Raw genomic sequence first — 16,685 nt, forward strand, 5'->3', positions numbered from 1 at the left:
GACGTGTTCGAATACCAGTTACTCAGCGTCCAAAGCTACTCGCTCCGTCCAGTGGATCAGAGCATTGCCTCGAATGCTCTTACGGGCATAGTTGATCCATCACAGCGCGGGCCGGGAATGCTGTGCGCGAACATTCGGGGGTACGTGATGACAGAAACGCCGATGCGAGCAAATACAGGCAGCCTGCTAGACGGCATCCCTAAATCCGTCTTGCAAGCCATCTACCACACAGTAACTGGAAAAGTAGAGAATCAAACAACTACACTCCGATCTAATGTGGAAATTAGACGAGATGACATAGTGCGGCTTTTTGGCATGCTTCAACAGCAGTTAGAACATTATGAAGCTGTTGCCGATCCCGCAGTTACAGTAATAGTAAGGGACAGCAATGATCGGTCGCTGACATACAGCTCGTGGGAGCGCTTCCAGACTTTGGAGGTAGAATCACTTTCTGTCACGTCCGAGATGATCATAAAGGTTGAATTCCTAATACAGATCATAAATACGCCCGCGCCTCAACGGTGTATAATAACGATCGACTTGGATTCTGGCCTGCCTGTACTATCCAATGACAAACCTATGGCGATTGGGTTTCTCGACTGGTTTTCAGAATTTGCGAGCGACTGGCCTGCGGCAAAAGTGTCGATCGACTTTGTGGACTTCTTGGTCGCAAGGAATCTTCAAGCCGGGGTAACAGAATGGTTCAACGGCTTACGAAAGGCGGAAACACCGCCATTTAGCAAGTCGCTACAACCCATCTTAAAATTAATGCGATTATTTATACCGCAGATGGGCCGCATTGGCTTCGCCGCCTTCATCATGACCTACCTTGCAATCGCTGAATCGCCTCTGCGGTTGATATCCCTAGTTCAAGCTGGATGTTTGGGTCTGGTCCTATGGAGTATCACCAACGCATATTCCAGCAGTCTATCAAACTACATTGGTGGCAGAATTGCGCTTAGCCTTATGCCGGGCGTCATTCTCCTAACCGAAGGAGATCAGCGCGCCTACGATGCAGCGAAGAAAAGAATGAAGGGCGTGGGTAGCAGTCTTGCCTATTACGTATTGGCATTGTCAATTCAGATCGCCCTCAATGTTGCGGCGAGTTACATCTATGAAATTTCAAAACAACTAAGCCGACGACCATGAACATCCTTAATCTGACGCTCGAAGCTGCGCCCATTCGATCGCTGGGTCAGCCGGGTCCGAGTTCTGACCGGGGATCAACATTCGTGCTTTTACGCGGGTAACGGGCGTCTAACCGACCCGAATGGCCGCACCGCGGCCCGCGGTGTCCCGAGACCGACGTCTAACCGGAATTGACCGTTCAACCTTCGTCTACATGTGGCGTGGCATAAAGCCGGATGACCCGCCCCGATCGTGACCAACGACAGAAACCCTTCGATCCTGACGCTTGGCAGCGATCGGCGCGGCTGACGCTATGGGAGCGGGTCAAACGCTGGTGGCGGATCATACGCACGGGCTTCTGACACTTGCCAGCAGGGCGGATTAGCCCGTTGACGAGGAGAGCGGGTTGATGGCCGCCGACCTGTCCGCGATCATCAACGCCGTCGAGGCCTTCGGCGAGGACGTAGTTGTAGGCGATCCGGAAGGCGGCTGATCGCGCCGATCCTCGCCTGCCTATTTGAGAACAGACGCGGAACATCTATATAGCCGGAGCACATCGATTCTCCGGAGACACCCCATGGACATGCCCGATCGCTACGCCGAGACAGTCATCCCGTTCGGGACATGGCTCCTGCAACAGAAGGGGCGCAGCGGCTTCGTCGGACAGCTTGCGACCAGCGCGGATGCCGACCGAACCGTCCCACGTAGCGGCGACGTCGAAGCCGCTCGCAAGTGGCTCCAGGGCAGCCGCGCCAGCGGTGACGATTGGGAAGCGCTAGAGGACGCGGAGAGCGCGTGGCTGGCGTCGTGCTGACCGGCACGGCCCGGCCGCGCCTCGGCGAGCCAGATCCCCGCATTGCGCTAGCGACCGTGATCGACGCCGGCCGGGATAGCTACGCCGCCCTGTCGCGTATGCTCGATCGGCCGGATCGCTACCTGCGCCGCTTCGTCGTTGAGGGCATCCCGTTGGCGCTACGTCCCGACGAGCACCGCCGGCTCGCCGATTATTTCGGACTGAGCGAGCGCCAGCTTGGCATCCGCGATCTGTGGGCGCACGGCGCATGAATGCCGTTTCACGCGATCAGCTACGCACGAACATCTGGGTCGCGCTGTCTGTGCTGAAGCCGTACCAAAAGCGTGCTCTCGGCCTCGATATCGAGCGGATCAGGAGCGAGGTGACCGATGATCTGGTGCAGCGGATCATGGGCCGCCCGGAAAGCGAGACGGTGATGCTTCGTCCGGATCTAGTCGGACCCTCCCACTCGCCGCATCATGGCAGGTGGGACGAAGACGAACCTCACCCGCATCCTGAGCTGGTGCGTCGCTGATGGTACGCTGCCGCCTTTGCACTAGCAACGACGACGAGGCTCTCAACGAGCACCTCGCTGAGAAGCTGTGGGATAGTAGAATCGCGAGGATTGAGGAGCCGATCCCGTGGAGCGAAGCGGGCGCAACATGGCAGGCCGCATTCCGCGAACTTGCCGTCGCCGCTCGTCAGGCGCTGGCACAACCCTAATCCGGGTGGCAACTTGGCGGGGCGATGCCGGTAGACAGAACGGCTGACACGCACCGCCTCTCCTGCTTTACGGCTCCGGCGCGAACGTTGCCGCGTTCGACTGCCCCGATCGCCTCCCCCAGCCGCTCCATCGCTTCCGCCAGCCAGCCCCGGTCGACCGCCACCAACTCGCCCGACAGCTTGCCGGTGATCGGCTTCAGTCGTTCAACCCGCGTCAGATCAGGGGAGAGCGTCGGCAGCATCGGCCGCTCGATTCGCGCGAGCGATGTCGGCGTTGAGCGTGTCGCGCATGCGCTCGACAGGAGCGGCAGGCAGAGGATCGCCGGCAGCAGCAGGCGGAACAGTGTCGATCGCATCGCGCAAATCCTTGATGGTCGCGGCAACGGCCGCGGTGGAGAGAGCATCGGCACGGCTGACGCGCCGGCTGATGGATTCGGAGACGACGGCCGCCTGCCGCTCATCGGATCGGGCTTCGACGATCCGCTCACCTCGATCGTGCTCGGCAGCGGCGGTCACCTCGGCGCGGCCGGCGCGGCGGCCGGCGCGGCTGGTAGCGTAGAACGCCGCGACGATTGCCAGCACGATCAACAGACCGATGATGATCCGCACGCGGGTCATGCCCCCAGTCCCCGAACGCAGATCGCCCGCTCGCGCGCGCGTCGATTGACTAGACCCTGCACCACGCGGCCGCCGGCCTTGTTGAAGAGCGGAAAGCGGTCGCAGCCTGCCCGCCACTGCCTTACGTTCCACAGTCGGGCGATGCTCGACTTGCACACGCCGGCAGCGCCGATGTTGTAGGACAGTGACACAGCCGCGATCAGCTGGTCGGGGCGGCCGTGGATCGTCGGAATGCAGCGGATGATCGGCTCGGCATGCGCGATCAGTTCCTCTTCCAGCATGGCGTTGCACTGTGCCGCGGTAAACCGCATCCCCATCCTTACGCCTTTGGTGATGCCGTCGCAGGCGGTCGGCACCTTCACGATGTCGAGATAGGCATCGAGGTATTGCTTGCCGGCGACATGCTGGATTGCGATCGACTGATCCGCCTGCACCGTGGCCTGCACCGTGCGCCCGCTTTCCTCTTTCGGCACGAGGACGAACAGCGCAGCCGCCGCGACGACCGAGCCGATCACACCGGCCAGCGTCTTCTTCGCCGGCTTCTTACTGGGCGTTGCCATCGACTTACTGGGCGTTGCCATCGACCGCCTCCTGCACCTTCGCAGCCGCCTTCGGCTGAGGGATAAGCCGCGCGACCAGCGCTGCGAGGAACAGCAGGAAGGGGATCGCCTTGCCCACCTGTTCGGGCACGAGTGCCTGCACATCGTCCGGCAACGCATTCCACGCCTGCAACAAGGCATCAGGAGTGAGCGCAGCCCACCCCATCAGCACGGCCCCGATCGCGGACAAGCGAACGGACCAGAGGCGCCATGACTGGCGCCAACCGTCGATCAGTTTCATGATGTCTCCTGTTATGGCGGCTACCGGCCGACCGCGGTCAGTGGCCCCGGCGGGACCAGAAGAATTGCCGCGCCTGCTGCCGGCGCAGCTTGGCGCTCTCCACGGACGATTCCGCGCTAATCACCAATCGCTCCAGATCCTGTTTCGGTGGAGGCGGCGGAAAGGCGCGGCGCAGAGCCGGTTCGATAAATTCCGTCCGAACCCATCGACGGTTGGCGAGCAGCCGCTCGGCCGGGGCGATCGCCAGCACCAGCGCGCCGATCAGCATGACGATCATCCCACCGTCGATCATGGCGCCTTGCCCTTCGGCTCTGCCATCATCTCCAGCTTCACCTCGATACGGGCGAGGCGTAGATCAAGCTGCTGAAGCATTTCGGTGCGGGTCTTCGCATCGGTGCGTGCGTCCGCCTCCAGCTGGTCGATGCGCTTGGTGTGATCCTTCAGTGTGGCGAGATAGCCGCCGCTCATCTGCACGACGCCTGCAATGACGATGATGAGCGAGATTACCGGCACGAACGGCGCCCACCAAGGCGGGGGATTGACCGGCGCGGTCACGCCTGACCACACCCCGCGGCCGAGCCGGCCGCGTAGATGTTCTTACTCATGGTCCTGATCCTCAGCCGTGCTGCACGTCAACCCACGGCCGACCCTCGCGGATCGCCCACACCTTGCCGAGGCGGCGTCGGTACTGGTCGAAGGTGATGTCCGCCTCCGCTATCGCCCACACGGTTATGCCGCCGTCAGCGGTGTTCGTGGCGACTAGGTAATCACCCACCGCGTAATCACCGGCGATGTTGACCGGCACCTGCCCGGCGAAGGCGATACGATCGACGCTCTGACGGGCCTTTTCCAGATCGGCTTCCCATGCCGGCAGGTCGACCTCGTATGCCGCCTTCGCCGCCTCCCATCCCTCGTGCGCTTCCCCGTGCGCGGCGAGGAGGCCGGGGAATGCCGCCACGGCATCGTTGTAGGCGGCATGCTCGCTCACCAGTGCGTCCTGCGCGGCGCTGGCAGCGAAGAACGCGGCGGCCCGCGCCGTGAAGCTTTCGTCGTCCTCGCCGTCCTCACGCGGAGTAAGGACCGGCTCGGGAGGCAGGGAAGCGGGTGCGATCGGCGCGACGGGTGCGACCGGCGCTGCGCCGGGTGCTTCGGGCTTCGGTGGCAGATGATCCGCCCAGCTGTCACCGCCGACGTATGCGGGATCGGTCGACTTCACGACGAAACTCTTTGCCGCCGCCCAACTCTTCGTCAGTCTGCCAGTGGCGTCGACACCACAAACATCGCCCTTGGCGATCAGGCCGCAGCCGTCTGCCTTCACCATATACTCGGCATAGTCGGCGCCGCTGGCGTTGACCGTGCCAGCCGCGTTGATCGAACGACCATTGTTGACCCTGCCGACCCACATCGCAGAGGCAGTGCCCGACCAACCTTCCGCATCACACGCCAGAAAAACGGCTGATGCTGCGCCGGTTGTATCGCTCCTAACGGTGAGTACCGCGTTGCCGGTCGGCGTGGCCTTATTGATCGTGTGTCCGCTATAACTTGCCGTTGCCGTGCCGAGGAGAAAGTTGCCGAAAATGTCGAAGCGCGCATATTCGGCGCCCGCGGTTCCAGACCATACATGCTGGATGTTGTTCACCGCGTCTTTCGTCATCTGATAGCCGTTGGTTTTTCCGTCCACGCCGAAAATGACGACATTGCCCGCGTAGGGGCCATTTCCTACGACGCACCGAATACCGGATGCGGCGGTGCCCTCGTAGACGTCCAGTTTGGCGGTAGGCGCTACCAGCCCGATGCCGACCTTTCCGCCGCTAGGCTGAAGGTTGAGGTTGTAAGCCGTCGGATTGCCATCGACACGCTGTGCCTGGATCCACGTATCGCCATTGCTGCCATAGCTGCCGATCAGCAGGCCGTAGATTTGCGAGATACCGAAGAATGCGCTGGACGGCGGCATCGATCCAAGTGTCGGAGCGATCACGCCAACGCCGTCAGCCTGCGCCGCTGTAAGCCTTCCGATGACCGTGGCCCCGAAATCGCCAAAATACGTCCGGTCCACACCTCCGGTCGTCAACGCAACTACGTTGCTATTGGAACGCCGCATGCCGGTGTCCTGATCCGCCGTGAAGCGGATGCCGGGTGCCGCAACAGTCCCATCGCCGAACATCCCCAGCCCAACCGTATCGAGCATGCCGCCATACGTGTTCTTGAAACCGGAGAACGCCAACGCGAGATCGCGCGCAAAGCTCGCCGTCGGCGCGATCTTGTAGCTTTGCCCGCCACCGCCCGGCCCCTGATACGGCTCGGCGAGCGTCAGCTGGGTCGCCGATACGATCGCCGCGACCTCGTACGACCCCCGATCCGGTCCGATGAAGATCTCGCCGATCTTCACGTTCGAAACGAAGTCGGTGCCGGCGCCGATGACGGTGGCAGAGCCATTCGTCACCGCAACCGTGCCGTTGCGATACCATGCCATAATCTTGCTCCAGTAGAAGACGCATGCGCGTCAGGCGGTCAGGCGTTGACCCATTCGAAGATCGCCGAGCCGGTCCAGTCGGATGAGATGCCGCTGCTGGGCGGCCCGGTGCGGGTGCTGGTGACGATGATGTTGCCGAGGCCGGTGCCCGGGTTCGGGAACAGCTGGCCCGACAGGGCGAGCACGCCGTCCTCGATCGCGCCGGTGGCCGGGTCGATCGAGCACGGCGCTTCCGCGATCAGCTGCGGGCCTGAGCCGTAGTTGACGAAGAACGCGAGCCGCCACGTGCCGGCGACGCCCCCGCCACCGTTGGTCGCGGACGCGCTGGTGATCCGACCCGTAATCCGGAACCTGCCGTTCGGTGGGAAACCGGCGGACACGGTGGCGATCGTCGTGGTCGCGTTGCCGCTGCTCGACGTCGAGCCGTTCAACCCCACCTGCTTGATCCGGTTGGGACCGCTCACCGACGCCTCGATATTGGCACCGCCGATGTATGACTGACCATCAGCCGCCTGCGCCCAGCGGCTGTTGGCGATCGTCTCCTGCCCCAGCGGGATGGTGGCGAGACCGAACCACTCGGCGAGGTCGCTGTTCGCGCCAAATATGGCGCCGCCCCGCTTCTCATAGGCACCGGCGCGGAAGATGATGCGGCCGGTCCCCATCTTGAGGTCGGTGTTGATGAGGTTGAGGCTACCCGGCCCATCCTGCGATCCGATCAGCTTGTAGCCGACCAGGTTGCCGTTGATGTCGATCGCCATCGTACGGGTGCCGGTGATCTTGCCGGTCGCCTCGACGATCGCCTCGATCTTCTCCTCGATCGTCACCCCGTTGCCGTTGAGGCGTGCGGTCACCTGCCGGATTGCCTCCGCTCGCGCTTCGTTGTCGTTCGCCTGCACCCGGACAAGGTCGGTGACCCGCGCGTCGACATTGAAGATGCGCTGATTGTTGGCGCTGTCGCCGGCCTCCCGCGCGGCGTTCGCATCGGCGATGCCCTGCGCATTGAGGCTGTCGCCAGCGACGATCGCCCGACCGTTGCTGTCGAGGCCCGCCTGAAGGCGCTCCTCGCCAGCTGCCCGGCTTTGCTCGGCCGCGGCTGCAACCTCGACGGCCTTGGTCGTTATGGTGGCCCGTACCTCCGTCAGGGATTGCGCGCTGGCTTCCCGGTCGCTCGCCACTGCTTCACCCAGCGAGGTCAGTTCGGCGCGGGTTTTGGCAAGGCCGGTGGCGGGATCGTTCACCTTCGCTGTCAGCTGCCCGAGGTCGCGCGCCGTGCCGCCGTTCGCGTCGGCCGCCGTCTTTCGGTCGCGGGCGATCGTGGCGCCGGTGACTTGCTCACCCGTCACAGGATCGAGCAGCCGCGCATCCATCAGGTCGAGGCGCTGGACGACCACGCGGTTCTGCTCGGCGGTCAGTTCCGCCAGCGCGACGATCCGGGCGCTGGTGGCGCGCAAGCCCGTTGCCGCATCGTTGAAGGCCGCTTCCAGTGCATCCTGCCGGCTGGTGAAAGCTCGCTGTGCATCAGCAACTACCTTCGACGTGGTGACGATCGCCGCCTCGGCCGAGCCGATGCGGGCAAGCAGCACCTGCTGCATGACCGCTTGGGACAGCTGCCCTGCGACAAGCGTGGTCGTGAAGTCGGTCTGGATCTGCACCAGCTGCATCGCGCGGGTCTGGTTCGACACTTCCCCGGCCGCGAGCGTGCGCAGCAGCGCCTCGGCATCGTCCTCGTCGGCGCTGACCACCTGACGGATCGTCATCTGCGTGGCTGCGATCCCCCGGCCTGCGGCGATCGACGCGATGTCTAGCCGGCCGATCGACGCAGCCTGATCGTCCAGCGCCACCCCCTGCGCATCGATACGCTCGGTCAGGGCTGCATCGGCTTCGACCATCGCCCTGCGGTTGCTCACGACAGTCGCCAGCGTCGCAGCCAGCCCGGTGTTCGGATCGTACAGCTCGGCAGTGATCTGTTCGAACTGGTCGACGAACGCGGCGTCCCGATCGGCCGCAGCCTTCAGCCCAGCTACCAGCGCGGCCTGCGTCGCCGGCAGCCCGGTCACCGCATCGTTGACCACCGCATCGATGGTGTCGATCCGTTCGCCCAGCGCCTCGTCCGCATCGGCGCTGGCACGCTCGACGGCGTTGATCCGGACGCGGGTTGCCGCAAGGCCGGTGATCGGGTTGGCAAAGCCGACCTCCAGCGCGTTGAGCCGATCGCCGTAGGCGCCCGTCGTATCCGCCAGCACCTTCGACGTGGTGACGATCGCCGCCTCGGCTGCGCCCATGCGGGCAAGGATCGCCTGACTGGCAGCGGCCGATGCCGCCCGATCCGCGACCAGCGTGGTCGTGAACTCGGTCTGGATTTGGACCAGCTGCATCGCGCGCGCCTGCGCTGCCTGCTCCCCGTTCGCCAGCGCGCGCAACATGGCCTCGTCGCTGTCGTCGGCCGCACCGATGACCTGCCGGATCGTCATCTGCGTCGACGCGATCCCACCGGCCGCGTCGATCGAGGCGGTTCGGAGATCGCCGATTGCGGCGGACTGGTCGCCCAGCGTCACACCTTGCGCATCGATGCGCCGCGTCATGGCATTGTCGCGGGTGATGCTCGCCTGCGATTCGGCGAGCATCGTCGCCGTGGTCTGGTCGATCCGCACCGACAGCGCGGTGCGCGCCAAGGCCTCGGTCGTGAAGCCGTCAACCATCCGCGTCGACAGTTCCTGCCGCGCCTGGGCGATCTGCGTCACCTGATAACGGGCGGCGTCTTCGCCGGCCGCCAATGTCCGCAGCAGCGCGTCTGCCGTGTCCTCGGCAACGGCGCGTGCCTGCTGGACGGATACGACGAAGCCGGCGGTGTCCGGCAGCGACGTCAACGTCTGCTCGATCTCGCTGGTGCGCAGGCCGATCTGGTCGACGACGTCGGCATTCGCCTTCAGGGCGATCTGCCCCTTCATCGCGTCTACGTCGATCTCGGTAGCGCGGGTGCGCGTCGTCAGGGCGGTGAGTTCGGCGACCGAGGCCTTCAGGGTCACCGCCGCGTTGAGGCCGTCGATCCGGCTTTCCGCCTGCGTCAGACGGGCAATGATCGGCTCCAGCTCGGCGACCTGCGACGGGTCGAGCACCGCGAGTGCGATAAGCTCGTTGACCTGATTGACCGAAGCCTTGGTCGAAACGACGCTCTTCACCGCGTCGATCGCGATCTCGGCCGTCGACGTGCGATCCTTCAGCTGATCGACGGCGAAGATGCGGACCACACCGGTCGCCGGATCGACGACGATGCCGGCATCGCGCAGCACGTCGCGGGTGCGCGCGCTTTCCAGCAAGGTGCGCAGCAGCGCTTCCTCGATCCGGCCGACCGCCTCATCGGCCCCGCGCTGGGCGGCGGCCTGATCGGCGACGACACCGTCGAGCGCGTCCAGCGCTGGCGTCAGCCGCTGCTCGGCCAGCTTCAGTGCCGAGATCTCCGCTTCGGCCGGCGCCACCCGATCGACCAGCGCGCCGATCGCGACGTCGGCTTCGACGCGGGCATCCTTCAGCGCGGATATGTCGGTGGTGATCGGGTCGAGCCGCGCCTCGATCGATACGATCTTGTCAGTGGCCGCGACGATCTGTTGCGCCGGCCGACCACCAACAGCGTTCGTGTCCTTGGCGATATTATCACCCGTCACGTCCGCATTGTTCGCCGGCTTGGTGCCGTCGGGATCAGCGATATCACCCCAATTCACCCCGGCGCCGAGCGGCGCGACCTTTGCTGCGACGCTGAGCCCTTCGATCGAAAGAGCCAGCTTGCTGACCGTCTCGCCCACCTCGATCGAGAAATCTTTGAAAAAGCCGTAGATGGTCAGGCAATCCAGACCGGTCTGCCCGATCCAGAGCGACGGCCGCGCTCGCACTGCCGCAATCCGGTTCGCAACGACATCAAGCGAGGACGTGGCGATCAGCGCCTTGGCTGACATGCGCTTGGCGAACGCCCGCTGGACGATCGTCACCTCGCCGAAATCATCAACCTCCTTACGGCTGTAGTCGGTGATCCCGGCCGTGGGCGAAGCCTCTGTGATGCCGAGCGATACGAGGCGGCCGGCCAGCAGCGTACCCACAGATACACCGCCTGCGCCGGTGATCGTTACCCGGATCGCGGCGCCGCTACCGGGCAAGTCGAGGAACGTCAGCGCGCCACCGGCAATAGCCATCGTCCGATCGTAGCTGCCGCAGCGAACTCGCACGGCCGCGCCGACGACATCGAGCAGCGCCAAGCCCGTGCTGGCACCTGCGTTCAGTGTCACGTCGATTGAGCCGGCCGATCGGGTCACCGACCCGAGCGCCTGATCAAACATCGCCCAACGATTGGTAGGCCCCACGTCCAGCCACTTACCCGACGCCGCGGCCGGATCGTTGCCGAGATTACCGGCAACCATGCTCTCGTAGACACGGTGCGTCGTTGCGAGGATGACCCGCGCGCCGGCAGGATAGCTGATGCCGCTCGCCCAGCCGGGATGATCGACTTCGTCAACGTTGCTCGCGGCCAGCACCGCATCCGATACGTCGATCGGCTGCAATAGCTGGAGCGTTGACGGCAGGCCTTCCGGCGCTGGATCAAGGCCCGGATCAACGAAGGCCTCGCCATCCGCCAGCCCTTCGACGGTCAGCGTACAGTAGGCGAGCGGCGGCACCGCCAGATCAATGGCGAAATCCTTATAAAACCCGCGGAATGCCAGACTAGCGAACCGGTCATCGGCAACCCACATCGCTGGCGTCGCGCGCAGATCGGCGAGTCCTGCCTGAAGCACGTCGACGCTCTCGAACGGCACGCCCAGGCGCACAGACATGCGCCTCGCGAAGCCTCGTTCGACCACGGTTGTCACCCCGAAATCATCGGTGACCCGACGGCTATAGTCGATGATCCCGATCGTAGGCGAAGTCTCGGTCGTGCCGAGATAAACCGACGTGCCGCTATCGAGAACGATCCTCATGCGGCACTCGCTACGGCAATGGCCTCGCCACCGCTCGCTGCGGTGACATCCTCAAGCCGCCGTGCAGTTCGGCCGGTGTTCCCGGCCGTAGCGGCATGGCCGGCATTGTTGTCGAGACGCAGTTGTTCGATCTTGTCCGTTAACTCGCGAATGCGGTCTACCGTGTCAGCCGCGGCGGTGGGAGCCGGAACGACAGCTTTAGTGTTGGCCGTATCGAGGACCATGGCCGTCGTAGATACCGGTGCCGTCTTGGTGACGGCCCCGACGACCCCATAGGTTGCTTCTAGCGCCGCGGCCGTCTGCGCCTGCACGCGCGCCAGTTCCTGCCGACTGGTCGCCACGTCGGCCGCGGCCTTGAGCAACGCCTGACTGAGTGCTGGCAGGCTCTTGGCCGCGTCCAGATCACCACCACGCGCGGCCGCATTGGCAGCGTTGAACTGACCCATCAGCGAGGCGAAGCTGTTCCCCCCGCCCGCGTCGGTCAGCCCACGAATACGCTTCACCTCGTCAAGGATGCTGTCGCCAGCACTCGACCAAGCGTCGGCCAGTTCCTTCGCGGCCGCAGCGGCCGCCTGCGCGTCCTGCACCGCATAGATTTGCTCCTGAAGGCCACGGTTGCTGGCGTCGAGCTTGGCGAGTTCCAGCGCACGGAGGGCAGCGGTATCGCCGCGCAATTCGAGCAGCTGCCGCTCCAAATCCTGCCGCTCGGCTGCGACGTCGGCCGCGCTCTTGGCACCGGACAGGGCGGATTGCAGGCTAGCGAATGCAGGCGCCAGCTGGAGCAACGTCGCGTAAGTGGCCTGTCCGGAGGTCGTGGTGAGGTCCTGTGCCTCGACCAGCTGCCGGAAGCTCGCCAATGTGCCGGGCATGACCAGACCCACGCTCGCGAACACACGCTGCATCTGGGCAGCCTGCGCGGCCGACTGCTCGGCCTTGGTGTAGTAGCTGGCGAAGTAGGCATCGACGGCGCTGGTCAGATCGCCGACGCTGTCGAACTGGTCGGCCAGCCCAAGCTTAGCGTCGGTCGACATCGCCTGCGCGCTGTTGCCGAGCAGATCGAGCGAGGTCGACACCGCCTCCAGCGTCGAGCCGACCCGCACCAAAGTTTCGAATGCGCCCTCGCCTGCCTTCTGGAATCGCGCAATGCCGGGGAACGCCGCTTCGGCCATACCGTCGGCCGCTGCGCCGAAAACGGCCTCCAGCTTCTCCTGTATCTGGTTCCCGGTCAGCCCTTGCAGGTCGATCTTGCCGATGTTGACGACGAAGCCGTTCAACCGCGCCTCGACAGCGCTGGCCGCCTCGCCCAGCGGATCGGCCGCCTGAGCGATCGAGGTGGCGAAGCTGCGCAGGATCAGCCCGAACTGATTTTCGAGGCCCACGTCCGCGGCAGCATATTGCGTCGAGTATTTGGTGCTGGTCGTGATCCCGAACAGCTTCTTCTTTTTCTGAACGTCCGAATAGGTCGATGCGTCGAAGCCGCCGGACATGATATCGCCGATCGACTGAGCGCCGGCATAGAGGCCGCTGCCGACGAGGGTCGTCTTGGTGCCGAACAGCGAGGCCAGCGCCCCGCCGAACACCGGCACGATTGCCTTTAACACCGACCCGACAGCGTTCGTCTTGAAGCCTTCGGTGACCCCGACCGAGGCGTCGATATTGCCCGATCGCACCAACACCGATGCCAACCCGCCGATCTGATTGTCGATCGACCGAAGCGAGCCTGCCATTTCGCGGGCGAACACGCTGGTCACGGTGTCGACGTCGCGCAGCTGGTCGATCGACCGCTTGAGGCTTTCGCTTTTGGCATCGGCGTCGCCCAAGACGGTGCCGGTCCCGGTGTTCGACGCGGGCAGCGTGTTCTTGCTCGATCCGAAACCGCCCGCAATGCTGACGCCGATCGATGCCAGCGCCGCCACTGTGGCGGCGCCTGCGGCGATGTTGAGCGGGAACGGCAGGCTCTTGATGGCATTGACGACCGCTTCGGTCGCGCCGGCCGCGGTGCGCGCGACGCTGTTGGCGATCTTGCTGCCAGTCTCGATCGCGTCGGTAGCAATGGCGCGGGCGGAAAGCGCGAATTGCACCAGACGGAACGCCTTTTCGGCACCGGCCAGCATCTGATAGCCCGACGATCCTTCCTTGAAGAACCCCTTAGCCGCCGATGCCATGTCACCGAACGCTGCAACCTGCGCACCCGACGATGCGAGCGCGAACCGGGCATTTTCCCGGTCCCGACCCGCCTGTGACGTAGCCGCCTTCATTGCCGCCTCATGGGTCACGCGGGCGCGCTCCTGCTGCGCGCGATAGTCGGCGAAGATCGACGTCATGTCGCCCAGCGCACGGCCGGCGTCGCCGAAAGCGTCTGCCATGCCGCTCGCGGCCGACGAGACGTTCTGCGCGATCAGGTCCCAGCGATCGGCGTTGAAGGTCAGCGCATCGTTCAGATCGCGGGTCGCCGCAGCGGTGCGCTCGGTCTCGTCCGCGATCTGCACCTGCTGATCGACGTAACGCTGCCGCAGCGCCGGGTCGCGGAATTTGGCCTCCGCCTCCTGCGTCGCACGGATGGTCGCGAGGGCATGCACACGCTCGGCATCCGTAGCACCGACGAGACGCAGTTCCTCGCGGAGTTCGGCCAGGCGGTTGGCGCCACTGGTCATGTCCGTGTCGAACTGGCGGCGTTCCTCGGCAACGGCGAGCCGCTCGCGCTCCGCACGCTGATCGGCAAGCGCCTTGGTGGCGCGGGTCGCGCCGTCAACCAGCCCACGCTGCTGCGCCGCCTCGATAGCGGCGAGCAACGGCAGATCGGCGATCTGATCCTGAACGATCTGCGATGCCCGCTCGGCCGGCACCAACCCGGCCGACACCATGGCGTTGATCCGTTCCTGCGCGATGGCCTGATCCCGCACGCTGGCGGTCGCTTTTGCCGCGTCCGACACGCGCTCAGCTATTGCCAGCTGCACCTCACGCGACACGGCCGCCTCGACATCACCGCGTTGCTTGATGGCCCGGCTCTCGGCCTTGACGCGCGCCTCGGCCACGAGCGCCGCTGCGCCCGACACACCGTAGGCGTCCGCGAGGGCATAGAGGTTCCGAATTTGCGCCTCGATCGCCTGCGCATCGCGCGCGAGCGCCTCGGCGTGCCGATCAGGCTTGTCTTTCTTGTCGGTCCGGTCCTCGACGATCTTGTCGCGCTGCTTCTTCAACCGCTTTTCAGCACTGCCGATGATGTTCTTCTCGATGTCATCACCGACGCCCTTCATCCACGCCCGTGCGGCCTTGGTCTCGGCAGCGACATTCTTCCCGAAGGCCGCGCCAGCTTTCTGGCCCGCGCCGGCATAGGCGGCGACCGCAGCGTCGATGCCCGGCGTATCGATCTTCACCCGGTCGATCTGGCCGAACAGATCGGTGCCGATCAGCGCGTTGGCGCCTTTCGCCAGTGCATTGACGCGGTCGATCGCGCCATTGATCATCGCCTCGATCGCCACGACGGTGGACTTGGCCGACCGGCTGACGACGTCGCCGATCGCCGCAGGCAGCAGACCCCATACCTCTACGATGCCCTTGTAGCCCCCGACGAAGTACCCGTAGATGTCAGCAACGAACCCGGCGACCTGCTGAGCATCGTTCGGGCCGAACAAGTAATCGACCAGCTTCTTGCCCTTGCCCTTGGTTTCGAGCCGGTCGTTGAGCGTCTTCCAGATGCCGCCCATAACGTCACCTGCAGTGATGCTGACGTCTTTTAGCTCCTTCATTTCCTTTTTGGTCAGGCCGAGACCCTCCGCGTACTTCTTCATGTTCGCGGTCTTTTCGAGTTCCTTGTTCCAGCGGTAGAAGGCAACGCCGGCAACGGACGCCATGGCGATCAACGGTAGGCCAGCGACGATGAGGCCGCCGATCTGGCGCGCGAAGCCTTTCATGCCGCCCTCTGCACCCTGCGCGACCTGAACAATCTGGCCAATCTGGGTGCCGAAAATCTGCATCGGCGATGCGCCCGACATGGCCATGGTGGCGACGTCGTTCACCTGAAACGATAGCTGCTGCATGGTGTGACCAGCACGCTTGCTTGACCGTTCGGCCTCGTCATGCGCCGAAGCGGTCTGTCGCATACGCTGCGCGAGCACGTCCTGCTGCCTGATATACTCGGCCTGCGGCGTGACACCGGCATTGTAGAGGCGCGTCGACTCCGCGATCTCGGCATTCAACCGACTGGTCGCGGCATACAGCGGATCGGTCGATGCGCGCAGCCGCTCCAGCGACGCGACATCGGCCACCTGCGCGGCGTGGGATGCCTGCACCATGGCCGCGAGCCGGGCATGTTCGTCGGCATGCCGGCGCGCGGCAGCCGCGGCGAGGCTGGTGGCGCGGGCCTCATCCTCGGCCGCCTTCGCGGCAAGGGCGCTGAACGACGCGCCGGCATCCGTCGCGCGGGGCCGATCCTGCCCGTTGGTGCGATCGAGCGCCGCCTGCAAACGAGCGCGCTCCATCAGCTGGGCGTTGACCAGATCGAGCGCGCTCGCCTGTTCGCGGGCCGAAGCGGCTGCCGCGGCCATGTCGGCTGCCAGCCGATCTTCCGCTAATGCGGACTTAGCCGCAGAGAGGGTGCGAGCCGCGGACAGGAGATCGTCGGCCAACCCGTTCACGCCTAGATCGGTCGCTTTGAGTGCAAGCGCCTCGACCTTCATATCGCGCAGTTCCTCGCGCGTTTTTCCTACCGCTGCAGCCTCGCGGATCATCGCCGCGACAAGCTTATCGACCTCTTTCTCAGTCCGATTGATCTCGCGAGTGGTCGCGGCTGCTTCACGGGATGCCGAGGGGCCGAGGATCGACATGCCGGCGGTGCGGCCGACCTTTTGCGCCAACGCGTCGGCTGCAACGCCCGCGCCTGCCATGGCTGAGCCAACGGCCGTCAGATCGCGTGCAGCCGCGTCGGCGAACGCGGACACGCTCTTGCTGGCGCCGGCCAGCTTGACCATGCCCGACGTGCCGCCCTCGATCCGATTGGCGTTGGCGAGGATTTTACCCTCTGCCGAGTCCATCACGGCCAGCAGCTGTGCCACCTGACTGAAGGAATCGGTCGGATCGATGGTGAAATCGACACCTAGACCAGCACCGTCGTCATCGTCGAACATGGCGGCACTCCCTCGATTGA

General features: G+C 64.6%; 13 protein-coding genes. 4 read left to right on the forward strand and 9 right to left on the reverse strand.

Features of this window, described 5'->3' with window-relative positions; genetic code table 11:
- Positions 1 to 3: 3 nt before the first annotated feature.
- The 4 genes from NF699_06335 to NF699_06350 all read left to right on the forward strand — a co-directional run bounded on the left by NF699_06335 (position 4) and on the right by NF699_06350 (position 2,456).
- A complete protein-coding gene (locus tag NF699_06335; GenBank protein USU06274.1) occupies positions 4 to 1,149 on the forward strand; it encodes a hypothetical protein in 1,146 nt (381 codons plus the stop codon).
- Positions 1,150 to 1,705: 556 nt separating this feature from the next.
- A complete protein-coding gene (locus NF699_06340; protein USU06275.1) occupies positions 1,706 to 1,942 on the forward strand; it encodes a hypothetical protein in 237 nt (78 codons plus the stop codon).
- Entirely contained in the window at positions 1,924 to 2,193 is a 270-nt protein-coding gene (locus NF699_06345; protein ID USU06276.1) for a hypothetical protein, read from the forward strand. The genes NF699_06340 and NF699_06345 overlap by 19 nt, the downstream gene beginning before the upstream one ends.
- Positions 2,190 to 2,456 carry a hypothetical protein gene (locus tag NF699_06350; protein USU06277.1) on the forward strand — a complete coding sequence of 89 codons (267 nt, stop codon included), beginning with the start codon at positions 2,190 to 2,192 and terminating at the stop codon, positions 2,454 to 2,456. The genes NF699_06345 and NF699_06350 overlap by 4 nt, the downstream gene beginning before the upstream one ends.
- Positions 2,457 to 2,640: 184 nt before the next feature.
- Here NF699_06350 and NF699_06355 read toward each other — a convergent pair whose 3' ends face one another.
- The 9 genes from NF699_06355 to NF699_06395 all read right to left on the reverse strand — a co-directional run bounded on the left by NF699_06355 (position 2,641) and on the right by NF699_06395 (position 16,665).
- The gene (locus NF699_06355; GenBank protein USU06278.1) at positions 2,641 to 2,886 is read right to left on the reverse strand and encodes a hypothetical protein; all 246 of its coding nucleotides are present in this window, start codon (positions 2,884 to 2,886) and stop codon (positions 2,641 to 2,643) included.
- Entirely contained in the window at positions 2,864 to 3,262 is a 399-nt protein-coding gene (locus tag NF699_06360) for a hypothetical protein (protein ID USU06279.1), read from the reverse strand. The genes NF699_06355 and NF699_06360 overlap by 23 nt, the downstream gene beginning before the upstream one ends.
- Positions 3,259 to 3,843 (reverse strand): lysozyme, encoded by a 585-nt coding sequence (locus tag NF699_06365; protein ID USU06280.1) that lies wholly within the window; start codon positions 3,841 to 3,843, stop codon positions 3,259 to 3,261. Before NF699_06365 ends, NF699_06360 begins: the two co-directional genes overlap by 4 nt.
- Positions 3,827 to 4,102 carry a hypothetical protein gene (locus NF699_06370; protein ID USU06281.1) on the reverse strand — a complete coding sequence of 92 codons (276 nt, stop codon included), beginning with the start codon at positions 4,100 to 4,102 and terminating at the stop codon, positions 3,827 to 3,829. The genes NF699_06365 and NF699_06370 overlap by 17 nt, the downstream gene beginning before the upstream one ends.
- A 37-nt stretch (positions 4,103 to 4,139) precedes the next feature.
- The gene (locus tag NF699_06375) at positions 4,140 to 4,394 is read right to left on the reverse strand and encodes a hypothetical protein (protein ID USU06282.1); all 255 of its coding nucleotides are present in this window, start codon (positions 4,392 to 4,394) and stop codon (positions 4,140 to 4,142) included.
- Positions 4,391 to 4,657, reverse strand: coding sequence for a hypothetical protein (locus tag NF699_06380; GenBank protein ID USU06283.1), 267 nt, complete (start codon positions 4,655 to 4,657; stop codon positions 4,391 to 4,393). The genes NF699_06375 and NF699_06380 overlap by 4 nt, the downstream gene beginning before the upstream one ends.
- Before the next feature lie 61 nt (positions 4,658 to 4,718).
- Complete coding sequence (locus NF699_06385; protein ID USU06284.1) at positions 4,719 to 6,575, reverse strand: hypothetical protein; 1,857 nt, start codon at positions 6,573 to 6,575, stop codon at positions 4,719 to 4,721.
- Positions 6,576 to 6,613: 38 nt separating this feature from the next.
- On the reverse strand, positions 6,614 to 11,539 hold the full coding sequence (locus tag NF699_06390; protein ID USU06285.1) for a hypothetical protein: 4,926 nt from the start codon (positions 11,537 to 11,539) through the stop codon (positions 6,614 to 6,616).
- The gene (locus tag NF699_06395; protein USU06286.1) at positions 11,536 to 16,665 is read right to left on the reverse strand and encodes a phage tail length tape measure family protein; all 5,130 of its coding nucleotides are present in this window, start codon (positions 16,663 to 16,665) and stop codon (positions 11,536 to 11,538) included. The genes NF699_06390 and NF699_06395 overlap by 4 nt, the downstream gene beginning before the upstream one ends.
- Between the last annotated feature and the right edge of the window lie 20 nt (positions 16,666 to 16,685).

This window comes from Sphingomonadaceae bacterium OTU29LAMAA1 (assembly GCA_024072375.1).
Lineage (GTDB): Bacteria > Pseudomonadota > Alphaproteobacteria > Sphingomonadales > Sphingomonadaceae > Sphingomonas.

Bases quoted from the DNA above. Each gene is read 5' to 3' on its own strand.
- NF699_06360 (USU06279.1), bottom strand. From the start codon at position 3,262: ATGACCCGCGTGCGGATCATCATCGGTCTGTTGATCGTGCTGGCAATC.
- NF699_06385 (USU06284.1), bottom strand. From the start codon at position 6,575: ATGGCATGGTATCGCAACGGCACGGTTGCGGTGACGAATGGCTCTGCC.
- NF699_06395 (USU06286.1), bottom strand. From the start codon at position 16,665: ATGTTCGACGATGACGACGGTGCTGGTCTAGGTGTCGATTTCACCATC.
- NF699_06375 (USU06282.1), bottom strand. From the start codon at position 4,394: ATGATCGACGGTGGGATGATCGTCATGCTGATCGGCGCGCTGGTGCTG.
- NF699_06340 (USU06275.1), top strand. From the start codon at position 1,706: ATGGACATGCCCGATCGCTACGCCGAGACAGTCATCCCGTTCGGGACA.
- NF699_06350 (USU06277.1), top strand. From the start codon at position 2,190: ATGAATGCCGTTTCACGCGATCAGCTACGCACGAACATCTGGGTCGCG.
- NF699_06355 (USU06278.1), bottom strand. From the start codon at position 2,886: ATGCTGCCGACGCTCTCCCCTGATCTGACGCGGGTTGAACGACTGAAG.
- NF699_06365 (USU06280.1), bottom strand. From the start codon at position 3,843: ATGGCAACGCCCAGTAAGTCGATGGCAACGCCCAGTAAGAAGCCGGCG.
- NF699_06370 (USU06281.1), bottom strand. From the start codon at position 4,102: ATGAAACTGATCGACGGTTGGCGCCAGTCATGGCGCCTCTGGTCCGTT.
- NF699_06390 (USU06285.1), bottom strand. From the start codon at position 11,539: ATGAGGATCGTTCTCGATAGCGGCACGTCGGTTTATCTCGGCACGACC.